Raw genomic sequence first — 20,232 nt, forward strand, 5'->3', positions numbered from 1 at the left:
GATGGATGTGCTGCTCGCCAACCCGCGTGGATTCTGTGCCGGCGTCGATCGTGCGATCGAGATCGTCAAGCGCGCGATCGAAACGCTGGGCGCGCCCATCTACGTCCGCCATGAAGTGGTGCACAACCGCTTCGTGGTCGACGACCTGAAGCAGCGCGGTGCGATCTTCGTCGAGGAACTCGATGAAGTGCCGGACAACAACACGGTCATTTTCAGCGCGCATGGCGTGTCCCAGGCCGTGCGCCAGGAGGCCGAGCGTCGTGGCCTGAAGGTGTTCGACGCCACCTGCCCGCTGGTGACCAAGGTCCACTTCGAAGTCGCCCGCCACTGCCGTGCCGGCCGTGACGTGGTGCTGATCGGCCACGCCGGTCACCCGGAAGTGGAGGGCACCATGGGCCAGTGGAACCGCGAAGCCGGCACCGGCCAGATCTATCTGGTCGAGGATGTCGAGCAGGTTGCCACGCTGCACATCAACCAGCCGGAAAACTTCGCCTATACCACCCAGACCACGCTGTCGGTGGACGATACGCGCGGCATCATCGATGCATTGCGCGAGCGTTTCCCGGCAATGCAGGGCCCGAAGAACGACGACATCTGCTACGCCACGCAGAACCGCCAGGACGCCGTGCGCGATCTGGCCAAGCGCTGCGACCTGGTGCTGGTGGTCGGCTCGCCGAACAGTTCCAACTCCAACCGCTTGAGCGAGCTGGCCCGTCGTGAGGGCGTGGAGTCGTACCTGATCGACGGCGCGCACGAGATCGACCCGCAGTGGGTGGTTGGCAAGCAGCACATCGGTGTGACCGCAGGTGCCTCGGCGCCGCAGGTGCTGGTTGATGGCGTGCTGGCGCGTCTGGCCGAGCTGGGCGCCAGCGGCGTGGGCGAGCTGGACGGCGAACCGGAATCGATGGTGTTCGCGCTGCCGAAGGAACTGCGCCTGCGCCTGGTTGACTGACCGGGCCTGACTCTGGTGGGTGCGAACCTTGGTTCGCACTGTTGGATGGCGTTTTGCCACATCAGGCCGGAGCGCCACCGACCATGACCTTTGGCCATGGGGCCGGGCACTGCACAGGCCTAGCATCGGAAAATTCTCCGTTGTTGGAACCTGCCCGATGAAGACCCGTGCCCTGGTGATGTCCGTGCTGTTCGCGCTGGCCGCCACGCCTGCACTGGCGCAGACCTCGCCGCCGGCGGACGCGGCGGCTCCCGGCCTGCTGCGCATCGACGTGGACGCGCGTGACCTGGCCCGGCGCATCTTCAAGGTGACCGCCACGGTGCCGGCCAAGCCCGGCCCGATGACCCTGCTGTACCCGCAGTGGATTCCCGGCAACCATTCGCCCACCGGCCCGATCGACAAACTGGCCGGCCTGCGCGTGACGGCCAACGGCAAGCCGCTGGCCTGGCAGCGCGACCAGTTCAACGTCTATGCGTTCAAGGTGAACGTGCCCGAGGGCGTGAGCGAGATCGTCGCCCACTTCGATTTCCTGTCCTCGCAGGGCGGCAGCCAGGGCCGGGTGGTGATGACCCCGGAAATGCTCAACCTGCAGTGGAACGCCAATTCGCTGTATCCGGCCGGCGTCGATGCGCGCAACCTGCAGGCGCAGGCCAGCGTGACCCTGCCCAAGAGCTGGTCATTCGCCACCGCGCTGGAAACCGCGCGACGCGATGGCGATACCGTCGTCTTCAAGCCGATCTCGTATGACCATCTGGTCGATTCGCCGTTGTTCGCCGGCGAGCACTACCAGCGCATCGATCTCGACCCGGGTGCGAAGGTGCCGGTGCACCTCAATGTGTTCGCCGACGACGCAAAGTCGCTGAAGCCGAGCGAGGCACAGATCGCGATGCACCGCGCGCTGGTGCAGCAGGCCGACAAGCTCTACGGTGCGCGCCACTACAACCACTATGAATTCCTGCTGGCGTTGACCGACCGCCTCGGCGGCATCGGCCTGGAGCACCACCGCTCCAGCGAGAACAGTGCCGATCCAGGCTACTTCACAGAGTGGGACAGCAACGCGTGGATGCGCGACCTGCTGCCGCATGAGTACACCCATTCGTGGAACGGGAAGTACCGTCGCGGCGCCGATCTGGCCACCGCCAACTTCAACGTGCCGATGGGCGACAGCCTGCTGTGGGTGTACGAGGGCCAGACCCAGTTCTGGGGCCAGGTGCTGGCGGCGCGTTCGGGCCTGTGGTCGACCACACAGGCGCGCGACATGCTGGCCAACGTGGCCGCGACCTATGACCGTGGTCGCCCGGGCCTGGCCTGGCGGCCGCTGCAGGACACCACCAACGACCCGACCATCGCCCAGCGCCGCACGTTGCCCTACCGCAACTACCAGATGAGCGAGGACTACTACTCCGGCGGCCAGATGCTGTGGCTGGAAGTGGAGGGCAAGCTGCGCAAACTGAGCGGCAACCGCCGCAGCCTCGACGACTTCGCGCGCGCGTTCTTCGGCGTCGGCAATGGCGACTGGGACGTCAATCCCTACACCTTCGACGACGTGGTCGCGACCTTGAACGGCATCGCGCCGTATGACTGGGCGACGTTCCTGCGTGGGCGTCTGGACGGCCATGGTTCGTTGACCGGCGGCCTGGAACTGGCGGGCTGGAAGCTGGTTTATCGCGATGCCCCGAACGATGCCTACAAGGCGCAGGAGAAGCGCGCCAAGGCAGCGCTGCTGGCGTATTCGCTGGGCGCGACCGTGCTCGACAGCGGCGTGGTCGGCGATGTGATCTGGGACAGCCCGGCGTTCAACGCCGGTCTTGCACCGGGCATGAAGGTGATCGCGGTTGGCGGCCGTGAATACAGCAGCCAGCGCTTGAAGGATGCAGTCGCCGCCGCAGCAAAGGACAAGGCGCCGATCGTGTTGCTGGTGAAGCAGTTCGATCGCATCGAAACGATGAGCATCGCCTACCACGGTGGCCTGCAGTACCCGGTGCTGGAGCGCATCGCCGGCAAGCCTGACCGCCTGGCGGACCTGTGGAAGGCGCGATGAAACCGCGTGCCCGCGATGGCGTGATCCTGCTGATGGCGGTCTTCGCCATCATCGGCGCGTTCCTGCATGGCGATGGGCGCTGGCTGCATTGGCTGGCCAAGCCGGCCACCACGCTGCTGATCGCTGCCATCGTCTGGGGCGTGCATGATCCGGTGCAGCCGTTCTATCGGCGTGCGGTGCTGGCCGGCATGCTGCTCTCGTGCGTGGGCGATATCGCATTGATGCTGCCGATGGATGCGTTCGTACCAGGGCTGGTCGCATTCCTGCTGGCGCATGTCTGCTACATCATCGCCTTCCGCGGAGGCCTGCGTGCCGGGCGTGGGCTGGTCGGCGCCAGCGTCCTGCTCGGTGCGTTTGCCGTGCTCAACGTGCTGGGCCTGTGGCCACACCTGCCCGCACCGATGCGTATTCCGGTGCTGGCGTACGTGGTGGTGCTGGCATCGATGGCGGTGCTGGCCCTGGCACGGCAGTGGCGCCGCCCGCAGCCCGATGCCGTGGAAGCCCGAAGCGCCCGCTGGGCTGCGGCAGGTGCATTGCTGTTCGTCGCCAGCGATTCCCTGTTGGCCTGGGACCGCTTCGCCGGTGGCCTGCCGCTGGCCAGCCTGCTGGTGCTGTCCACGTACTACGCCGCGCAGTACGCCATCGCGCGCTCGGTGAAATAGAAAAAGGGGACGGAGGGGATTAAGTTGCAAACCGCACCAAGGCACATACGACTTAATCCCCTCCGTCCCCTTTTTTGTGTGGCCTACCGGCGGCTCACGCCGCGCAGGGCGCCCTGCGCATCGAACTGCAGGCGCACGGATTCGCGGTCACCGGCGACTTCGTCCGGCAGCCATACCAGCTTGCCGGCTTTGCGCACGATCACGTAGACGTGGCCGACTTCAGATGCGGGGTTCTGCAGTGCATTGCGCTGTTCCTGCAGCGCCTGCGCCACGCGCGGAACAGCCTCGAAATCGATGCTGGCCAGGGATGTGCTGCTGCGCTGCAGGCTGATGGTCGGCGCAAACTGCTGCGGGTTCACCGGATTGCCCTTGCGCCATTGGCCACGTTCAAAGTGATAGCTGTCGACGTGGCCCGGCTGTTGCGGATCGACCAGATCGAGGTTGATGCGGCCATCGTCGTAGAAGTGGATGCTGTGGAAGACCGTCAGCCTCTGGCCGGCCAGCGCTGGCATCTGCTCCAGTGCCTGACGGGCAGCCAGCAGGTAGTCCGCATCGAACAGGCGGTTGTTGCGCTCGGGCGCTCCAGCGGTGCTCGCGGCGGGGAAGGGCGCCGGGGACGGCACAAGCGATGCGGATTGTTCGCGCGGCGACTGGGACGAGACGGACGCGGGCAACCGGTCCGGCTGTACCGAATGCCCCAGCGTTTCGCTGATGGTCTGCAGGGCGCCTCCGGCAACGGCCACGCCCGCCAGAACCAGCAGCAGTACCAGGAACACGGTGCGGGTTGAGGGTGGCTGTTTCATACTCCCTCCAGGCGCACGTTGCTGCGGTCATCCGGGTCGTACAGCAGCGTCACATGCTCGCGCGGGATGTTGGCCAGTTCAATCAGCGGGATGAAGCGGCGCACGCGAGCCTGCTGCACGTTGCCTTCGCGGTCGATGTATTCCAGCTGGAACTCCACCTGCGGCTGTTCGTTGAGGTAGGTGCCGGTCTGACGCACCTTCAACACCCTGGCCTCCACGCCGATGCCGCGATACTTCAGCGCATCGCCGCGGGCATCGGCGTGCAGCAGGCGGCCGAGCAGGCGCAGGCCCAGCGCATAGCCACACAGCACCAGCGGGCACACCAGCAGCGGGTGACCGAACGACAGGAAGGTCCAGCCCAGCCCCTCGCTCTGCAGCTGGTAGGCCCACACATAGGCAGCGGCAACGACGGCGATGCCGAGTGCTGCACCGATGCCGCGCCGCCACAGGCTGGCGACATTCAGTTCGGGCTGGGCACCGTCCAGCACGATGTTGGGGAATGCTCCGGGTGTCCGGCCCAGGCGCGCATCGATGTGCCTGCCCACCTCGAAGCGATGCAGCTGGGGTTTGCTGTCGACCACCAGCATCTGTTCGCGGACCGGCGTACCGGACAGGTTCTTGAAGGACAACTGCAGTTTCCATTGCGCGAACCCACGTACCTGCACGCCGGTCTGTTCGGCCTGCTCGATCAGCGCACTGCGCGGTTCACCGTCGGCCAGGATCGACTGCACCCGGTGCAGTGCGCGTGGCGGCCCCAGCAACAGGTAGTGCAGGAAGGCGAACAGCAGCATCAGCCACAGCACCATCGACAGTGCGAGCAGCAACAGTGCCAGCCACGGTGCGCTGCGGTCGACCAGCGCTACCGGCCACGAAGTGCCGAAATAGAGAATGCAGGGAAAAGGCAACGCGAAGAACAGCAGGAACGCGCCCCAGAACCAGAGATAGGCTTTCATGGGGGAAGGGGACCGCGGTGGAACAGGGCGCGTAGATTACTACGCTTCAGCGGAACTGCAGGGTAAGCAGGTAGTAGCGGCCGAGCGGATCGTCCAGCCCGGGCATCTGCCCGCCATTGCCGACCAGATAGTTCACCGGTTGCGTGTCCAGCACGTTGTGCACGTCCAGCGCTGCAACGATGCGCGGCCCCAGCCGGCGTGCGAGGTGCAGGTTCCAGCGCAGCTGCCGTGGGTTCATGCAGTGGTTCCGGTCGACCTGCTTCTGCGGGCACTCCGCCCCCGGCAGCCAGGCACGCGTGCGCCCGATCTGGTTGCCGCGCAGCGCGATGTCCCAGTTGCTGTTCTGCCATTGCACGTTCAACACCGCAGCCAGCTCGGGTGTCACATGACCACGCAGGTCCACGGCGGCCTCATGGTCACGGCGGCGAAGCAGTTCCTGCTGCTTCAGCGCATCGAGCGAAAACAACCATTGGCCGTTGCTGCCGCTGTCGATGCGGTACTCGCCACGCAGCACCCAGTTGCGGGAGGTGGTGCGGCCGATGTTGTCGAACGACAGGCGCAGGCTGCCCAGGTGGCCGTCTTCATCCAGTTCCCACGTGCTGCGGTTCCACACCGCATCGCTCGGCTGCAGGGCGAGGATCTCGTTGCGCAGTTCCACGATGTTGTGGGTCAGCGACAGCGAGAATGTGTCGTTGGGCGTCCACGTGGCTGCCAGCGAATGGCTGCGTGATCGCTCGGCCTTCAGTGCATCGTTCTCAACCACGTTGGCCGTGACGCTGCAGCCGCCACCACGCGTGGCGATCGCACATTCCGGAAGGGCACTGGACACCGGAAGCGTGATCGAGCCGAAGTAGCCGGGAGGCCGCCGTTGCTCGAACAGGCTCGGTGCACGATAGCCGCGCCCGCTGGCCAGCAGGAACGACCAGTGCGGCGTCGGGCTCCAGCGCAGCCCGGCACGAGGCGAGAACGCCATGAAGCCGCCGTCGCGGTCCCAGCGTGCAGCCAGGTCCGCGCGCAACGTGGGGGCCAGCGGCAGGCCCAGCTCGGCGTAGACGCCACTGCTTTGTCGCGACAGGCGGCGTCGCTGCTGTGGCAGGCCCAGCGCAAGGTCGCCCTGACTCAGCAGTGCGTCCGGGCGCGAGGTCCAGCGTTCATGGCGCAGGTCGATGCCGGTGGCCAGCTGCGCATTGCCGCCGGGCATTGCCATCAGCTCACGCTGCACGCCCCACCAGCCCTGCCATTGTGCGGTGCTGCCGCGGTTGCGGATGGACGGAAACAGCGTGTCCGCCTCGGCCGCCGGCGGCGCGTCGAAACCGGGAGTGAACCTGCGCGCCTGCGTTGCTTCAAGCAGGCGTGTCGTGCGCACGGTGCCTGCAGTGGACAAGGTCACGTCGCTGCGCTGCGCGCTGATGCCCGCCTCCCAGCTGCGCCGGCCCTGGTCGCGGCCGATGCCGAAGGTAAGGTCGGCATCGGTGGCGCGGACGCTGGGGCGCACGTTGCCGGCCTCACGCAGCACACTGTTGAAGGTGATTCCGCGCGAGACCACCGCAACGGCGGTCGGGCCCAGATCGAAGCGCTGGCGGTTGTGACTGGCCCGCGCCTCGACATAGGCATAGCGTCCCTCACCACGTTCATGCCGGTAGTGCAGGAAGGCCGACGCGGTATCCGAGGCGGGCTGCAGCGACCGCGGCCGCGCGCTGTCAAACCAGCAGCCATCCTCGCGCCGCTTCAGGGGCGGCTCGCAGCGCCGGGCGGGCACGTACCAGTTGCCGAAGATCGCGCCGATCGGATACAGCGAGGTTTCCGCGTGCCAGTCACGCTGGTCACCGGCGACATGTTCGACACGGTGCAGATCGAGTCCGGCAAACCAGCGGTCCCCGTTGCCACGCGCGCCGCCCGTGGCGGCCTGCAGGCGGTACTGGCCCGCATCGCCGCGGCTGCTGAGCCCGGTCTGCAGCATGGCTTCGGGCCCATCGGCCTGGTCGCGCAGGATGATGTTGACCACGCCGGACATGGCGTCGGCCCCATAGATGGCCGAGGCACCACCGCGTACCAGTTCGATGCGGTCGACGAAGCTCAGCGGAATGCCGCCGAGGTCGGTGAGCCCACCCTGTTCCAGCGACACCATCGGATAGCGCGGCAGGCGCCGGCCGTTGACCAGGAACAGCGTCGCCCGCGGGCCCATGCCGTCGAGACTGGTGGTGGCCGCTGCGCCCACCGGCAGGTACTGCGAATCGCCGCCGCGCGAGGTGCTCATGGCCGGATGGCCGTTCATGCCGGGCAGGTGCCGCAGCAGGTCGAACAGATTGCCGTAGCCGCTGCGCAGGATATCGTCGCGATCGATGGTGGTGACCGGCAGTGTGGTCTGCACCGAAGAGCGCGGCAGCCGGCTGCCGGTGACATGGATGGGCGCCAGTTCCACCTGGTGTGGCGTGTCGGCGGACTTGGGAGCCGGGCGCGGCAGGCGCGGGGCTGCGACCGCTTTCGGCGGCGTGGCAGGGGGCTCGGGATGGACGCGCCGCACGACAAAGGCACCGGATGAAGTGCGCAGGATGTTGACCGGCAGGCCGGCGACCAGCTGCTTCAGGGAGGCCCCGGTATCGCGTTGGTCACGGCTGCCGCCGGTGCGCAGATCATCCAGTTCACGTGCGTCGAACAGCAGGGCGGTGCCACTCTGCCGGGCCCATTGCTGCAGTGCCGGCACCAGTGGGCCGGCGCCCACGTCGATCTCCAGCGTGCCGGCGGGCTCGCCGGCATCGGCCATCGGTAGTGCGGCAACACCCAGTGCAAGGCATAGCAGGGCGCGGAGCAGCCCCCACTGCAGCGCACCCGGACCTGCCTTCACTGCCGGTCTCCTCAGTAGGTGCGGCGCAGTTCCAGCGCGCCATCCGGACGCGTCTGGCCAGCCACGGACCAACCCAGTTCCAGCGCCGACAGCAGCTCCTGTGCATCACCGGCGCGGAAGGTGCCGCTTACCGCCAGGTCGGTGATCTCCGGATCGACGATCACCAGTGGCGTGCGGCCATAACGGTTCATGCGCTCGACCACGATCGACAGTGGCGTGGCATCGAACACCAGTTGCCCACGCAGCCAGCCTTCAGCGGCTGCGTTGGACGAGAGGGCAGGGCCCGGCTGGATACGGCCGGAGGGCAATACCTGCAGCTGTTGGCCGGGTGCCAGCGTGTGCTGCGCTGCGCCGTTGCTGACTTCCACGGCACCTTCCAGCAGCGCGACCTCGACCAGACCATCGCGCAGGCGTTCCACCTGGAAGGTCGTGCCGATGTCGCGGATCGTACTGCCGCCGGCGTGCAGCTGCAGCGCCTTGTTCGACGGAGCGACCTGCAGTTGCAGCCGACCCCGCTCCAGCACCAGATCACGATGACGCCAGCCGAAGCGGGCGCGGAGGGTGGTGCCGGCATCCAGCATGGCGACGCTGCCATCGGCCAGCGTCTGCTGCTGTGCCTGGTGCGAATCATTGGCGTAGACCTGTGGCGTCGGGTTGCCGTCGACGGCAACCATCCAGCCGATGCCGATCGCCATGCAGACACCGGCGGCAGCGGCCACGCCCGGCAACCAGCGCCGGCGCGGCGGACGCGCCGCCCGTGCCGCGGCGGTGCGCAGCCAGGGGTCAGCCGCAAGCTCCGCACCCTGCTGGAACAGGGTTTCGGCCTGCACCCAGGCTTTGACGTGGGCCGGATCTTCGGCCAGCCAGTCCTCGAACGTTTCGCGTTCGGCCGATGTGCAGTCCGGGGCTTCCAGGCGGGCTACCCAGGCGCTGGCGCGTTCAAACAGCTGTGCATCATTCCTGTGCGGGGTGCCACTCATTGGCCGTCCCTGTCGTTGTGCAGCGGATCCGATCCCAACTCCTGACGCAGGCCCTGCAGGGCCCGGGCGATATGTTTTTCCACGGTCTTGGCAGTAATTCCACAATGCCGCGCGATCTGCGTGTAGCTCATGCCGGTGATGCGGTTGAGCAGATAGACCTCGCGTGCGCGTTCGGGCAGCTTGAACAGGGCCTGCCGCAGCAGGGACAGCATCTGCCCTGACTCGGCCTGGCGCAATGGATCGGGCGAGGAACTGGGCGGTTCGTCGCTGCCATCGTGTTCGGCCAGCGGCAGATGCGGCCGCGACTGCGGCGAGCGTCCGCGGTCTGCCAGGCGGTTGCGGGCGATACGATACAGCAGCAGGCGCAGTTCGTCCGGGCCCTGTGCGCGATAGCGGATCAGCCGCTCCATGCAGTCCTGCGCGATATCCTCCGCATCCTCAGGCCCGACCCCCCGCGTGCGCAGGAACGCGCACAGCGGTGCGCGCTCTTCGCGTACGAACGCGATGAAGGCATCCGCAGGTGCGGGCGGCTCCGGCGCGCGATGGATCAGGGGAGACGGGGTGGACAGGGCTGGCCTCGACTGTCGGTGGCGAATGCGTCATCGAGTTTTACGCGACGATGACCGGATGGGGAAGAGTGTGCATCGATCGGATTCTTATTGTGAATGTATTCATTTTTCAGGATCCGTTCCACTGGGGGAGATCGCCCCGCTGCGGCGTTGATCGTTCTACCCGCGTGTTGCGGGTGGAGAGAGAGAACGCATGAAGTATTCGAAGTTGAGCCTGGCCCTGGCCGGGCTGATGGGCGTTGGCGCCATCGCGGCAGCTGATGACGTCATGGCAATGAGTTATCACGTGCAGGACGATCGCGTCTTCCTCAGCGGCGGCGTCACCGTCGCCGATGTGGTGGCGCTGCCCGCACTGCTGGCCAAGGCGCAGGCTGAAGGCCGTCCGATCCGCGAAGTCGTGCTGCGAACGTCCAACGGTGGCGCGCTGATTGCCGGCGAGTGGCTGCAGGCGGTGATCCGTACCCAGGGCCTGGACACCATCGTGTCCGGCCATTGCATTTCGTCCTGCTCGATCATGCAGTCCGGTGGCGTCAACCGTTACCTCGGCGGCGATCTGCCGCTGGTCGACTCGGTGCAGATCCATGCCGCCAGCAGTGGTGGCAGGATCACCTATGCGCCGTCGGCGCGCATGACCCAGATCTACACAGGCAACTACGGCGGCGGCATGGATGCGGGCCTGTTGCACAAGGCCATGTATGAAGTGGTGCAGCCCAATGGCCTGCTGGTATTCCGCGACCCGGCGCGTACCACGGGTACGTCGGTTACCTTCGATCCGGATGGCAGTGGGAGCAAGCTGGAGTCATTCCCGGGCCAGGACATCCGCAGCAACAGCATCATCAACACGGCGGGCTATCGCGATCCGGGCGACACCCTTCGTGTCACCAGCAACGTCAGCGGCGACATCAACCCGGGCTACCTTCGTACCGCGCGCCAGCTGCAGGCCTTTGTCGACGACGATTTCGCGCGCTGGAACACCGACTGGGCCAGCACCTACATCAACTATGCGGTGAGCCTGTACAACTTCTCCACGCGGGGGGCGAACGGTATCGGCGCGCAGTCGTTGCAGCAGCTGCTCGCCGACCCCGACCTCCAGGATGAACTGCGCGGCCAGCTGCGGCTGGCCGATCTGGATGCCTCGACCCTGGCCAACTCCGCCGGCGTGATCCGTGTCAGCAATGGCGCCACCTGGCGCACCGCTGAAACCACCGGCGCCGATTTCATTCTGGTGGACAACGGCACCATCGCACTGGAGGGTGGTGCGCTGCGCACCCCCGAGCTGCGGGTGATGCCGGGCAGCATCGTGGTCGGCCACGGTGATATCGCATCGGTCGGCACCGACAGCGATGCGCTGCTGGATGGCACCGGCCCGTCCTACCGCGAAGATGGCTTCAACCGCCTGCGCGTGTTCGGCACGCTGATGCCGCGCGGTGGGGACCTGGTGACCCACGGCTACGTCAACATCATGCCCGGCGGCCAGGTGTTGTTCGATGTTACCGAAACCGGTGGTACCGGCAATGGCCGCCTGCGCGTCGGCAGCTTCTACGATGGCGGCACCGAGGAGGGCGCGCTGGTGATCGCGCAGGGCGCACACCTTGCGTTGAATGTGGCCCAGGGCTTCTATGCCAGTGCCTACCGCCGCGATCTGGTGGAAGGGCCGATCTACCAGGGGGGCTTCCAGGATGTCGTGCGGCTGGGGGACGCCGGATACAGTGCCAGCATCACTGCCGGTGAAGTGTTCCGCCCGCGCCACAATTCACTGCTCAGCTTCAACGTGAAGCAGACGGCCGATGGCCTGTGGCTGACCGCCAACCCGGGCTTCGACCAGCTGGGCCTGTTTGCCAACGGTACGTCCGGCGACGGCCTGGGCCGCGCGCTGGCGACCGCCTCCGATCGCCAGGACAAGGGACTGAGATCGCTGCTGGGCGCACTGCAGTTCGCCGACCGCGATGTGATCGCACAACAGGCCGGTGCCCTGCGCGGTGATGCGCACGCCAGCCTGCGACTGGCCGACACCGCGCTGGTGGGCAGTATCGGCAACGTCGTGCAGCAGCACCAGTCGGCCATGCGCAGCGGCGGTGATGCCGATGGCCTGGCCTCGCAGGTGGCACAGTCGGTCTCCTCCCAGCCGGGCATGCGCCATGGCAGCCTGTTCAACCAGCTGGCGATGCACCTGGTCGAGCCGGCGTCGGGCAGCGTTGCGGGCAGCGGTGATGCTGGACGCAGCCATGGCATCTGGGCGCGTGGTTTCGCCAGCCATGGCCGCCTCGATGCCGACGGTGGCGTGGCCGGCCTGAGCCACACCATCGGTGGCATCGTGGTCGGTGCCGATACCCGCGTGGCCGATGACCGCGTGACCCTGGGCGTCAGCGTGGCCGCGGCGGACATGTCGACCAAGGCCAGCGATGGCTCTGGTTTCACTGGTGACGTGCGTGCGCTGGACGTGGGCGGCTACCTCGACGCGACGTACGCGCGCGGCTATCTGTCGGCGGCCGTGCGCTACACCGATCTGCGCCACGATACGCGTCGCAGCATCAACGGCATCGATGGCCTGCAGCAGCCGCTGCGCGCCAAGTACAGCAACGATGCGATCTCCGCACGGGTGGAACATGCGTTCTCCTTCACCACCGGCAAGGGCCTGGTGATCCAGCCGTTGCTGCCGGTGGTGGACTACGCGCGCACCTCGGCCACCCGCTTCAACGAAGGGCAGGGCGCCGGTGCGCTGGTTGGCCGCAGCGGCAGCCTGGAGAGCATCCGCGTGGGTGCGGGCCTGCAGCTGTTCAAGACCTTCGAAGGCAACAACGGCGAGCGCATCACCCCGCGCGCGCGGGTGGTCTGGCAGAAGGAACTGGGCGATTCGCAGGCCCGCTACAGCACCGGCTTCGCCGCGGCACCGGATCTGGTGTTCGGCGCCAGCAGCCAGGCGGTGGGCGAGCAGGTGCTGGCCTGGAACCTGGGTGTGACCAGCCGTGCCAGCGAGCGGCTGTCGATCATGGCCGATTACGTGGGTGAGCGCCGCGACGGGCAGATCCAGAACGGCGTGATGCTGGGCCTGGGCTACAAGTTCTAAGTGGCACCCGGCACCGGCGATGACGGCATCGCCGGTGCCATCCCAACGCGGGTGCTGCTGCGGTATGGTCGGTCTGCCATTCCACCCAGGCCCGTCCATGCAGATCGCCGTCTTCAGTGCCCGTCCCTACGACCGTCGTTTCCTTGATGAGGCGAACCAGCGCGATGCGGCTGGGGACGGCTTTGCGTTCGTGTACTTCGATGTGGCGCTGGACGTGCACACGGCCGCGCTGGCGCAGGATTGCGCAGCCGTATGCGTGTTCGTCAACGACCGCCTGGATGCGCCGGTGCTGCACGCCCTGCATGCGATGGGCGTGCGGGCCGTACTGCTGCGCTGTGCCGGCTTCAACAATGTGGACCTGGCAGCCGCGAAAGCGCTGGATCTGTTCGTCGCACGCGTACCGGCCTATTCCCCGGAGGCGGTGGCCGAGCATGCGTTGGCGCTGGTGATGACCCTCAACCGGCAGACTCATCGCGCCTACAACCGCGTGCGCGAGGGCAACTTCATGCTCGATGGCCTGCTCGGACGCACCTTGCATGGCCGCACGGTTGGCATTGTGGGTACCGGCAAGATCGGGCTGGCCACCGCGCGCATCTTCAACGGCATGGGCTGCACCGTGCTGGGGCACGATCCTTATCCGTCACCCGCGTTCGGCGGTATCGGCGAAATGGCCGGGCTGGATGAACTGCTGGCGCGTGCCGACATCGTGTCGCTGCATTGCCCGCTGACGCCTGAGACTCATCACCTGATCAATGATGCGTCGCTGGCGCGGATGAAGCCGGGCGCGATGCTGGTCAATACGTCGCGCGGCGCACTGGTCGATACCCATGCGGTGATCCGCGCGCTGAAGTCGCGCCGGCTGGGTCATCTGGCCATCGACGTGTACGAGCAGGAAAGCGCGCTGTTCTTCCAGGACCTGTCCGGCGAGATCATCGACGACGAGGCCTTCCAGCGCCTGATGACCTTCCCCAACGTGCTGGTGACCGGCCACCAGGGCTTCTTCACCGTGGAGGCGCTGCAGGAGATCTCGGCGATCACGCTGGGGAACCTGCAGGATTTCGCCGAGGGGCGGCTGTGTGCGAACCGGGTGGAGGCGGGCTGAGCCGGGTGGATTGACCGCCGGGGCGCCCAGCCCGTAAAATCGCGGGCTCCGCCGGAATAGCTCAGTTGGTAGAGCGGCGCATTCGTAATGCGTAGGTCGCAGGTTCGACTCCTGTTTCCGGCACCAGTTGTAATGAAAAGCCCCGGCCTTGGTCGGGGCTTTTCGTTTTGGGCTGTGCTGGCGCGGCCCGACCCCGGCGGAAGCGTCCGATGGAACTGCAGGCATGTACCTGCCGGTCGGGGTCATCCCCATTGCCGAGGTGGGTTGCTTGCGGCGCTGGACGGGGCAAGTCAGTTTCAACCAACAGGGGATGTCATGAAGAAGATCGTGGTGAGCCTGATGGCGTGCGTCGTTCTCGCCGGCTGTGCAACCCGCCAGATCAGCTCCGAACAGGCGCAACCTGTGCCTGCCGAGCGGATTTTCGCCTTCAATGGGATTGGGGACAGTGCTTCCGGACAGGTAATCTTTACGCGGGACGTCGGCGCGGTTGGTGGGGCATGCCCACTTGCACTGTATATCGACGGCACCCTGGCAGCCCATCTGCAGCGGGGAGAGTCTGTCTCGCTGTCTGTGCCTGCCGGCAATCGCATTGTCAGCGCAAGTTTCGCGGGTAAAGGTCTCTGTTCGTGGGGGGATGAATCGGCGCACAGGCGCGAAATTTCCCACGTGGTCACGGCGGGTGGCAGAACCAGGATCCGTCTCGCATTGACCCATGATGGTGTGATCCAAATCGGTCCGACCGCGTTCTAGACGCACTCCACGCAAGACGAGCAGTTGCATCAACAGAAAGCCCTGGCCTTTGCCGGGGCTTTCTGTTTCTGCCCAAGGGAAAGGTCGGTCGGCGACGTCACCGATGCAAACACAGCTTCATTCACGTCCAACGATCTCCGCACCCCGTGCCAGCCACCACGCGAGCTGCCGGAGATAGCCACCTGCCGCTCCCGCCAATGCGCCCATCATCAGGCGTGTAAGCACCCTGGTCCCGCGCACGGTCCGCTCCCGCACCCAAGGCAGTACCGCCACCACCTGTGCACCCAGCAACAGCACCAGCACGTCCAGCCCGAGCGCGTCCACCACCGGCAGCAACGGCAACAGCGCCGGGTTGCAGGCCAGCACGATCACCAGCGCAGCACCCAGCACGACCAACAGGCGGCGCCCGGCGGGCAGGGTGGTCCAGTGCAGCAGCCGGCTGATCAGGCGCATGGCGTTCCTTGTGTCACGTGGAGGAGTCCTCATCAGGCTCAATTGGCCGCACCGGCTGCCGCAGCACGGTTTTCAACCGCGCCGCGTCGGTCCTGCGCGGGTCGCTCAGGTAGATCTCATGATGGGGGCCGGCAAAGGTGTATCCCAGTGCGGGCATCAGCTCGTCATGCAGATGCGCCAGGGTGGGGCCTTCGTCGTCGTAGGCGCCCACGTGCAAGGTCTGCAGGCAGAGGCCTTCTTCAAGAATTTCATGGCGAAGGCTGGCCGGGACCTCGCCCAGTTTCTTCGCCGACTTGGCGATGGCAGCCTCCAACTGCGCTGGACTGATCCCGTCCGGCGTACGGATCATCACCGTCCACCTCCACTCATCCTTGCGGCGTGCGACAAAGCTCGACGGATCCTCGGCGGTCCACAGGGCTTCCAGCGGTGGCACCACGTAGTCCTGGCCCCCGGACTTCAGCGCGAACTTCAGTGCATAGCTCACCGCGTACAGCCACTGCACCGCCTGCACATACGCGGGGGCGGTATTCGGATCACCGTGGCCGTCGACCATCAGGTAGGGCAGGGGCGGTACGTCTACCGTCACGAACCGGCCCGCCGGGGGCAGGTACAACGCGCGATCGCGCTTCTTGAAGTCGATCTTGTCCACGGGCCTTCCTCCTGCGCCGAGCATCCCACGCCGGGCACCCGCCAGCACGCCTGAACAGGTTCAGATGACTTTGCCGAACACGGGCGGAGCAGCCGCCATCGCCCGATGCTAGGATGCCGCCCCCGTGCGTCCTGCCCGCCGCGCCCGCGCGGTGCGACAACGTGTCGCAGCCAGAATCGGGCCTTTCCTGCGCTCGATCAATGTCAATGCCTTTCTTAAATGGTGGGTGACGGCCTAAAATTGAAAGGCTGACTCGACCCACCTCCCTACCTGTCTTCCGGACCGGTGGGACCGGCTTTGGCCGGAACAGGCAGGACGGGGAACGGCATTCCCTCGCAATTGGATCGACCGATGATTCCGTTGAAAACCCTTGGGCGCTGGTTGCGCCCGGGCCTGCTGCTGTCGTTGCTGGTGATGCTCACCGGCTGCGATGCCGTGGCCATCCTCAGTCCGAAGGGCCAGATCGGCCAGGATGAGAAGACCCTGCTGATCACGGCCACCGTGCTCATGCTGCTGGTCGTCATCCCGGTCATCATCATGACCCTGACCTTCGCGTGGAAGTATCGCGCCTCCAACACCAAGGCCCGTTACGAGCCGAAGTGGTCCCACTCGACGGCGATCGAGGTGGTGGTGTGGTCCATTCCCTGCATGATCGTGCTGGTGCTGGCGGTCCTGACCTGGCGTTCGTCGCACGCGCTGGACCCGTATCGTCCGCTGGAATCGGACGTCAAGCCGGTCACCATCGAGGCGATCTCGCTGGACTGGAAGTGGCTGTTCATCTATCCGGAAGAGAAGGTGGCGGTCGTCAACGAAATCAAGTTCCCGGTCAACACGCCGCTGAACTTCAAGATCACGTCCGATTCGGTGATGAATGCCTTCTTCATCCCGCACCTGGGCAGCATGATCTACTCGATGGCTGCGATGGAGACCAAGCTCCACCTGATCGCCAACGAGACCGGTGAATTCCCGGGCATGTCCTCGCACTACAGTGGCGCAGGCTTCGCCAAGATGCACTTCACCGCCTACTCGGTCACCGATGCCGAATACCGCCAGTGGCTGGACCAGGTCCGCGCCGGCGAGCAGACCCTGGACAAGGCCTCGTTCAAGGCCCTGGGTGAAGCACGCAACGCCGAGTGGTATCCGGTCACCTACTTCGGCAAGACCGAAGAAGGCCTGTTCGACTGGGTCATCGCCAAGCACATGGGCGACAACAAGCATTACGGCATGAAGCACTCGCACGCCGGTGCCGCCGCTGCCGATGCCGCCAGCCATGAAGCGCACGAGGGGCATGCCCCCAGTGACGCGCATGATTCCAAGGAATCGGGTGAAAACCTGGATGCCACCGAACACGAACACGCTGGCCATGCTGGCCATGCGGGTTCGGGAGAATGAACATGTTGGGAAAACTCTCAATTGAGTCGATCCCCCACGATCCGATCGTGCTGACCACCTTGGTCGGCGCGGTGCTGGGTGGCCTGGGCGTCATGGCCCTGATCACCAAGTTCAAGCTGTGGGGCTATCTGTGGAAGGAGTGGTTCACTTCGGTGGATCACAAGAAGATCGGCGTGATGTACCTCATCGTCGCCTTCGTCATGCTGCTGCGCGGTTTCTCCGACGCCATCATGATGCGTACCCAGCAGGCGCTCGCCGTCGGTGGGTCCGAGGGTTACCTGCCGCCGCACCACTACGACCAGATCTTCACCGCCCACGGCGTGATCATGATCTTCTTCGTGGCGATGCCGCTGATCACCGGCCTGATGAACCTGGCCGTGCCGCTGCAGATCGGTGCGCGCGACGTCGCGTTCCCGTTCGTCAACTCGCTCAGCTTCTGGCTGTTCGTGTCCGGCGCGGTGCTGATCATGCTGTCGCTGTGGATCGGTGAGTTCGCTGCCACCGGCTGGCTGGCGTTCCCGCCGTTGTCGGGCATCGAATACAGTCCAAGCGTAGGCATGGACTACTACATCTGGGGTCTACAGGTCGCAGGCCTGGGTACCACGCTGAGCGGTATCAACTTCTTCATCACCATCCTGAAGATGCGTACCCCCAGCATGAAGCTGATGCAGATGCCGGTGTTCACCTGGACCGCCCTGGTGACCAACGTGCTGATCGTCGCTGCCTTCCCGGTGCTGACCATCACCCTGGTGCTGCTGACCCTGGACCGTTACCTGGGTACGCACTTCTTCACCAATGACGGTGGCGGCAACGCCATGCTGTACATCAACCTGATCTGGATCTGGGGTCACCCGGAGGTGTACATCCTGGTCCTGCCGGCGTTCGGTGTGTTCTCCGAAGTCATCGCGACCTTCTCGCGCAAGGCGCTGTTCGGCTACAAGGGCATGGTCTATGCCACCGCCTGCATCGGCGTGCTGTCGTTCATCGTGTGGCTGCACCACTTCTTCACCATGGGCTCGGGTGCCAACGTCAATGCCTTCTTCGGCATCACGACGATGATCATCTCGATCCCGACCGGCGTGAAGATCTTCAACTGGTTGTTCACCATGTTCCGCGGTCGCGTGCACTTCACCACCCCGGTGCTGTGGACGATCGGCTTCATGGTCACCTTCGTCATCGGCGGCATGACCGGCGTGATGCTGGCGATCCCGGCCATCGACTTCGTGCTGCACAACAGCCTGTTCCTGATCGCCCACTTCCACAACGTCATCATCGGCGGCGTGGTGTTCGGCATGTTCGCCGGCATCACCTACTGGTGGCCGAAGATGTTCGGCTTCCGCCTCAACGAGTTCTGGGGCAAGTGCGCGTTCTGGTGCTGGTTCATCGGCTTCTACGTGACCTTCATGCCGATGTACGTGCTGGGCTTCATGGGCATGACCCGTCGCCTGCAGAGCACGGTCAACCCGGCCTATGAGCCGCTGCTGCTGATCGCAGCTGCAGGTGCCTTCATCGTCGGCGCCGGCATCCTGTGCCAGATCATCCAGGTGGCCGTGTCGATCCGTGACCGCAAGAAGACCGTCGACCTGACCGGCGACCCGTGGGATGCGCGTACGCTGGAGTGGGAAACCTCTTCGCCGCCGGCCTTCTACAACTTCGGCACCCTGCCGGAAGTCACCGAACTGGACGATTTCTGGGAGCGCAAGCAGCGTGGTGAAGCCTGGCCGAAGCCGGCCAAGTACACCGACATCCACATGCCGCGCAACACCGGCACGGGCGTTGTCATCGGTGCCTTCAGCCTGGTGTTCGGCTTCGCGATGATCTGGCACATCTGGTGGCTGGCCATCGTCGGCTTCGTCGGCATGATCGCCACGTTCATCTACCGCACCTTCGACCAGGACGTGGATTACTGGGTCCCGGCCGCCGAGGTGGAACGCATCGAGAACGAACACCGCAAGCACCTGGAAGCCCAGGGCCTGGTGAAGTCGGAGCTGAAGGCATGAGCACCAATACCTCGACCCTGAGCCACGGGCACGCCGCGCATGCGGCGGCCCATGGCCATGACGACCACGAGCACCACGACACCGGCGGCAACACCGTCTTCGGTTTCTGGGTGTACCTGATGAGCGACTGCCTCATCTTCGCCTCGCTGTTCGCCACCTACGTGGTGCTGGCCGGCGGTACCGATGGTGGCCCGACCGCGAAGGACCTGTTCGAACTGCCGTTCGTTGCATGGGAAACCGCGCTGCTGCTGACCTCCTCGCTGACCTTCGGCCTGGGCATGATTGCCATGCACCGCAAGCAGATGGGCCAGATGTACCTGTGGCTGGGCATCACCTGGCTGCTGGGCTTCGGCTTCATGTGCATGGAAGTGTGGGAGTTCCAGCACCTGATCCATCAGGGCTACGGTCCGGACCGCAGTGCCTTCCTGTCGGCGTTCTTCGCCCTGGTCGGTACCCACGGCCTGCACGTCAGCGCCGGCCTGCTGTGGCTGCTGGTGATGTTCGTGCAGCTGAAGAAGTACGGCCTGACCCCGACCAACAAGACCCGCATGGCGTGCCTGAGCCTGTTCTGGCACTTCCTGGACCTGATCTGGATCGGCGTGTTCTCCGTCGTCTACCTCAATGGAGCGCTGTAATGGCACATGACAACCATGCACACGACCACGGCACCGGCGGCGAAAGCCATGGCACCGTGAAGTCGTACCTGATCGGCTTCGTGCTGGCGGTGGTGCTGACCGTCATCCCGTTCTGGATGGTGATGTCGGGTGATTTCTCGCGCACCGTCAACGGTGTGGTGATCGCGATCACGGCAGTGCTGCAGATGCTGGTCCACCTGGTGTTCTTCCTGCACTTGGACCGTTCTTCGGAAAGCCGCTGGAACGTCAACGCTGCGGCCTTCACCGTGGTGGTGATCGGCATCATCGTGGTCGGTACCCTGTGGGTCATGCACAACATGAACGTGCACATGATGCACTGACGTCCGCGCGACGTTGCCACGCAGAAAGGCCGCCCTCG

17 protein-coding genes and 1 tRNA gene are annotated in these 20,232 nt (G+C 65.5%); 11 read left to right on the forward strand and 7 right to left on the reverse strand.

Annotated elements, in window-relative coordinates; all coding sequences use genetic code 11:
• Position 1 precedes the first annotated feature (1 nt).
• The 3 genes from ispH (at position 2) to ACSYS9_RS05930 (ending at position 3,655) form a co-directional block, all read left to right on the forward strand.
• Complete coding sequence (gene ispH / locus ACSYS9_RS05920; protein WP_049424359.1) at positions 2 to 952, forward strand: 4-hydroxy-3-methylbut-2-enyl diphosphate reductase; 951 nt, start codon at positions 2 to 4, stop codon at positions 950 to 952.
• Between the two features lie 157 nt (positions 953 to 1,109).
• Positions 1,110 to 2,993: a M61 family metallopeptidase gene (locus ACSYS9_RS05925; protein WP_071227741.1), complete on the forward strand. Its 1,884-nt coding sequence runs from the start codon at positions 1,110 to 1,112 to the stop codon at positions 2,991 to 2,993.
• On the forward strand, positions 2,990 to 3,655 hold the full coding sequence (locus ACSYS9_RS05930; RefSeq protein WP_071227740.1) for a lysoplasmalogenase: 666 nt from the start codon (positions 2,990 to 2,992) through the stop codon (positions 3,653 to 3,655). Before ACSYS9_RS05925 ends, ACSYS9_RS05930 begins: the two co-directional genes overlap by 4 nt.
• Before the next feature lie 83 nt (positions 3,656 to 3,738).
• Here ACSYS9_RS05930 and ACSYS9_RS05935 read toward each other — a convergent pair whose 3' ends face one another.
• From ACSYS9_RS05935 to ACSYS9_RS05955, 5 genes are read right to left on the reverse strand one after another with little or no spacing between them, the layout of a single operon-like run.
• Positions 3,739 to 4,458 carry a hypothetical protein gene (locus ACSYS9_RS05935; RefSeq protein ID WP_032127576.1) on the reverse strand — a complete coding sequence of 240 codons (720 nt, stop codon included), beginning with the start codon at positions 4,456 to 4,458 and terminating at the stop codon, positions 3,739 to 3,741.
• Positions 4,455 to 5,411 (reverse strand): hypothetical protein, encoded by a 957-nt coding sequence (locus ACSYS9_RS05940; RefSeq protein ID WP_071227739.1) that lies wholly within the window; start codon positions 5,409 to 5,411, stop codon positions 4,455 to 4,457. The genes ACSYS9_RS05935 and ACSYS9_RS05940 overlap by 4 nt, the downstream gene beginning before the upstream one ends.
• Before the next feature lie 46 nt (positions 5,412 to 5,457).
• The gene (locus ACSYS9_RS05945) at positions 5,458 to 8,256 is read right to left on the reverse strand and encodes a TonB-dependent receptor plug domain-containing protein (RefSeq protein WP_071227738.1); all 2,799 of its coding nucleotides are present in this window, start codon (positions 8,254 to 8,256) and stop codon (positions 5,458 to 5,460) included.
• Between the two features lie 11 nt (positions 8,257 to 8,267).
• The gene (locus tag ACSYS9_RS05950) at positions 8,268 to 9,236 is read right to left on the reverse strand and encodes a FecR family protein (protein WP_049424370.1); all 969 of its coding nucleotides are present in this window, start codon (positions 9,234 to 9,236) and stop codon (positions 8,268 to 8,270) included.
• On the reverse strand, positions 9,233 to 9,712 hold the full coding sequence (locus ACSYS9_RS05955) for an RNA polymerase sigma factor (protein WP_235202849.1): 480 nt from the start codon (positions 9,710 to 9,712) through the stop codon (positions 9,233 to 9,235). Before ACSYS9_RS05955 ends, ACSYS9_RS05950 begins: the two co-directional genes overlap by 4 nt.
• 286 nt (positions 9,713 to 9,998) lie before the next feature.
• Between ACSYS9_RS05955 and ACSYS9_RS05960 the strand changes: the two genes are divergently transcribed.
• The 4 genes from ACSYS9_RS05960 to ACSYS9_RS05975 all read left to right on the forward strand — a co-directional run bounded on the left by ACSYS9_RS05960 (position 9,999) and on the right by ACSYS9_RS05975 (position 14,724).
• On the forward strand, positions 9,999 to 12,872 hold the full coding sequence (locus tag ACSYS9_RS05960; RefSeq protein WP_071227737.1) for an autotransporter domain-containing protein: 2,874 nt from the start codon (positions 9,999 to 10,001) through the stop codon (positions 12,870 to 12,872).
• A 97-nt stretch (positions 12,873 to 12,969) separates the two neighbouring features.
• Positions 12,970 to 13,974 carry a 2-hydroxyacid dehydrogenase gene (locus ACSYS9_RS05965; protein ID WP_071227736.1) on the forward strand — a complete coding sequence of 335 codons (1,005 nt, stop codon included), beginning with the start codon at positions 12,970 to 12,972 and terminating at the stop codon, positions 13,972 to 13,974.
• A 50-nt stretch (positions 13,975 to 14,024) separates the two neighbouring features.
• Positions 14,025 to 14,100: transfer RNA gene (locus ACSYS9_RS05970), tRNA-Thr, on the forward strand.
• Positions 14,101 to 14,289: 189 nt separating this feature from the next.
• On the forward strand, positions 14,290 to 14,724 hold the full coding sequence (locus ACSYS9_RS05975; protein WP_071227735.1) for a hypothetical protein: 435 nt from the start codon (positions 14,290 to 14,292) through the stop codon (positions 14,722 to 14,724).
• 117 nt (positions 14,725 to 14,841) lie between these two features.
• Here ACSYS9_RS05975 and ACSYS9_RS05980 read toward each other — a convergent pair whose 3' ends face one another.
• Both ACSYS9_RS05980 and ACSYS9_RS05985 read right to left on the reverse strand, forming a co-directional pair.
• Positions 14,842 to 15,177, reverse strand: a complete 336-nt coding sequence (locus ACSYS9_RS05980; RefSeq protein ID WP_071227734.1) for a hypothetical protein — start codon at positions 15,175 to 15,177, stop codon at positions 14,842 to 14,844.
• Between the two features lie 13 nt (positions 15,178 to 15,190).
• Positions 15,191 to 15,826 carry a GyrI-like domain-containing protein gene (locus tag ACSYS9_RS05985; protein ID WP_081352262.1) on the reverse strand — a complete coding sequence of 212 codons (636 nt, stop codon included), beginning with the start codon at positions 15,824 to 15,826 and terminating at the stop codon, positions 15,191 to 15,193.
• 351 nt (positions 15,827 to 16,177) lie between these two features.
• Here ACSYS9_RS05985 and cyoA point away from each other — a divergent pair, with 351 nt between their 5' ends.
• From cyoA to cyoD, 4 genes are read left to right on the forward strand one after another with little or no spacing between them, the layout of a single operon-like run.
• Positions 16,178 to 17,218 carry a ubiquinol oxidase subunit II gene (gene cyoA / locus ACSYS9_RS05990; RefSeq protein WP_005408581.1) on the forward strand — a complete coding sequence of 347 codons (1,041 nt, stop codon included), beginning with the start codon at positions 16,178 to 16,180 and terminating at the stop codon, positions 17,216 to 17,218.
• Between the two features lie 2 nt (positions 17,219 to 17,220).
• Positions 17,221 to 19,218, forward strand: a complete 1,998-nt coding sequence (gene cyoB / locus ACSYS9_RS05995) for a cytochrome o ubiquinol oxidase subunit I (protein ID WP_049424462.1) — start codon at positions 17,221 to 17,223, stop codon at positions 19,216 to 19,218.
• The gene (cyoC, locus tag ACSYS9_RS06000) at positions 19,215 to 19,853 is read left to right on the forward strand and encodes a cytochrome o ubiquinol oxidase subunit III (RefSeq protein WP_005408583.1); all 639 of its coding nucleotides are present in this window, start codon (positions 19,215 to 19,217) and stop codon (positions 19,851 to 19,853) included. The genes cyoB and cyoC overlap by 4 nt, the downstream gene beginning before the upstream one ends.
• The gene (gene cyoD, locus ACSYS9_RS06005) at positions 19,853 to 20,194 is read left to right on the forward strand and encodes a cytochrome o ubiquinol oxidase subunit IV (RefSeq protein ID WP_005408584.1); all 342 of its coding nucleotides are present in this window, start codon (positions 19,853 to 19,855) and stop codon (positions 20,192 to 20,194) included. The genes cyoC and cyoD overlap by 1 nt, the downstream gene beginning before the upstream one ends.
• Positions 20,195 to 20,232 lie beyond the last annotated feature (38 nt).

The sequence above is a fragment of the Stenotrophomonas sp. STK17_22 genome (genome assembly GCF_051983905.1).
Classification (GTDB): domain Bacteria; phylum Pseudomonadota; class Gammaproteobacteria; order Xanthomonadales; family Xanthomonadaceae; genus Stenotrophomonas; species Stenotrophomonas maltophilia_A.

What these genes read in the sequence shown, in the direction of transcription:
- ispH (WP_049424359.1), top strand. Translation starts at nt 2, where the DNA reads ATGGATGTGCTGCTCGCCAACCCGCGTGGATTCTGTGCCGGCGTCGAT.
- ACSYS9_RS05925 (WP_071227741.1), top strand. Translation starts at nt 1,110, where the DNA reads ATGAAGACCCGTGCCCTGGTGATGTCCGTGCTGTTCGCGCTGGCCGCC.
- ACSYS9_RS05930 (WP_071227740.1), top strand. Translation starts at nt 2,990, where the DNA reads ATGAAACCGCGTGCCCGCGATGGCGTGATCCTGCTGATGGCGGTCTTC.
- ACSYS9_RS05935 (WP_032127576.1), bottom strand. Translation starts at nt 4,458, where the DNA reads ATGAAACAGCCACCCTCAACCCGCACCGTGTTCCTGGTACTGCTGCTG.
- ACSYS9_RS05940 (WP_071227739.1), bottom strand. Translation starts at nt 5,411, where the DNA reads ATGAAAGCCTATCTCTGGTTCTGGGGCGCGTTCCTGCTGTTCTTCGCG.
- ACSYS9_RS05950 (WP_049424370.1), bottom strand. Translation starts at nt 9,236, where the DNA reads ATGAGTGGCACCCCGCACAGGAATGATGCACAGCTGTTTGAACGCGCC.
- ACSYS9_RS05960 (WP_071227737.1), top strand. Translation starts at nt 9,999, where the DNA reads ATGAAGTATTCGAAGTTGAGCCTGGCCCTGGCCGGGCTGATGGGCGTT.
- ACSYS9_RS05965 (WP_071227736.1), top strand. Translation starts at nt 12,970, where the DNA reads ATGCAGATCGCCGTCTTCAGTGCCCGTCCCTACGACCGTCGTTTCCTT.
- ACSYS9_RS05975 (WP_071227735.1), top strand. Translation starts at nt 14,290, where the DNA reads ATGAAGAAGATCGTGGTGAGCCTGATGGCGTGCGTCGTTCTCGCCGGC.
- ACSYS9_RS05980 (WP_071227734.1), bottom strand. Translation starts at nt 15,177, where the DNA reads ATGCGCCTGATCAGCCGGCTGCTGCACTGGACCACCCTGCCCGCCGGG.
- cyoA (WP_005408581.1), top strand. Translation starts at nt 16,178, where the DNA reads ATGATTCCGTTGAAAACCCTTGGGCGCTGGTTGCGCCCGGGCCTGCTG.
- cyoB (WP_049424462.1), top strand. Translation starts at nt 17,221, where the DNA reads ATGTTGGGAAAACTCTCAATTGAGTCGATCCCCCACGATCCGATCGTG.
- cyoC (WP_005408583.1), top strand. Translation starts at nt 19,215, where the DNA reads ATGAGCACCAATACCTCGACCCTGAGCCACGGGCACGCCGCGCATGCG.
- cyoD (WP_005408584.1), top strand. Translation starts at nt 19,853, where the DNA reads ATGGCACATGACAACCATGCACACGACCACGGCACCGGCGGCGAAAGC.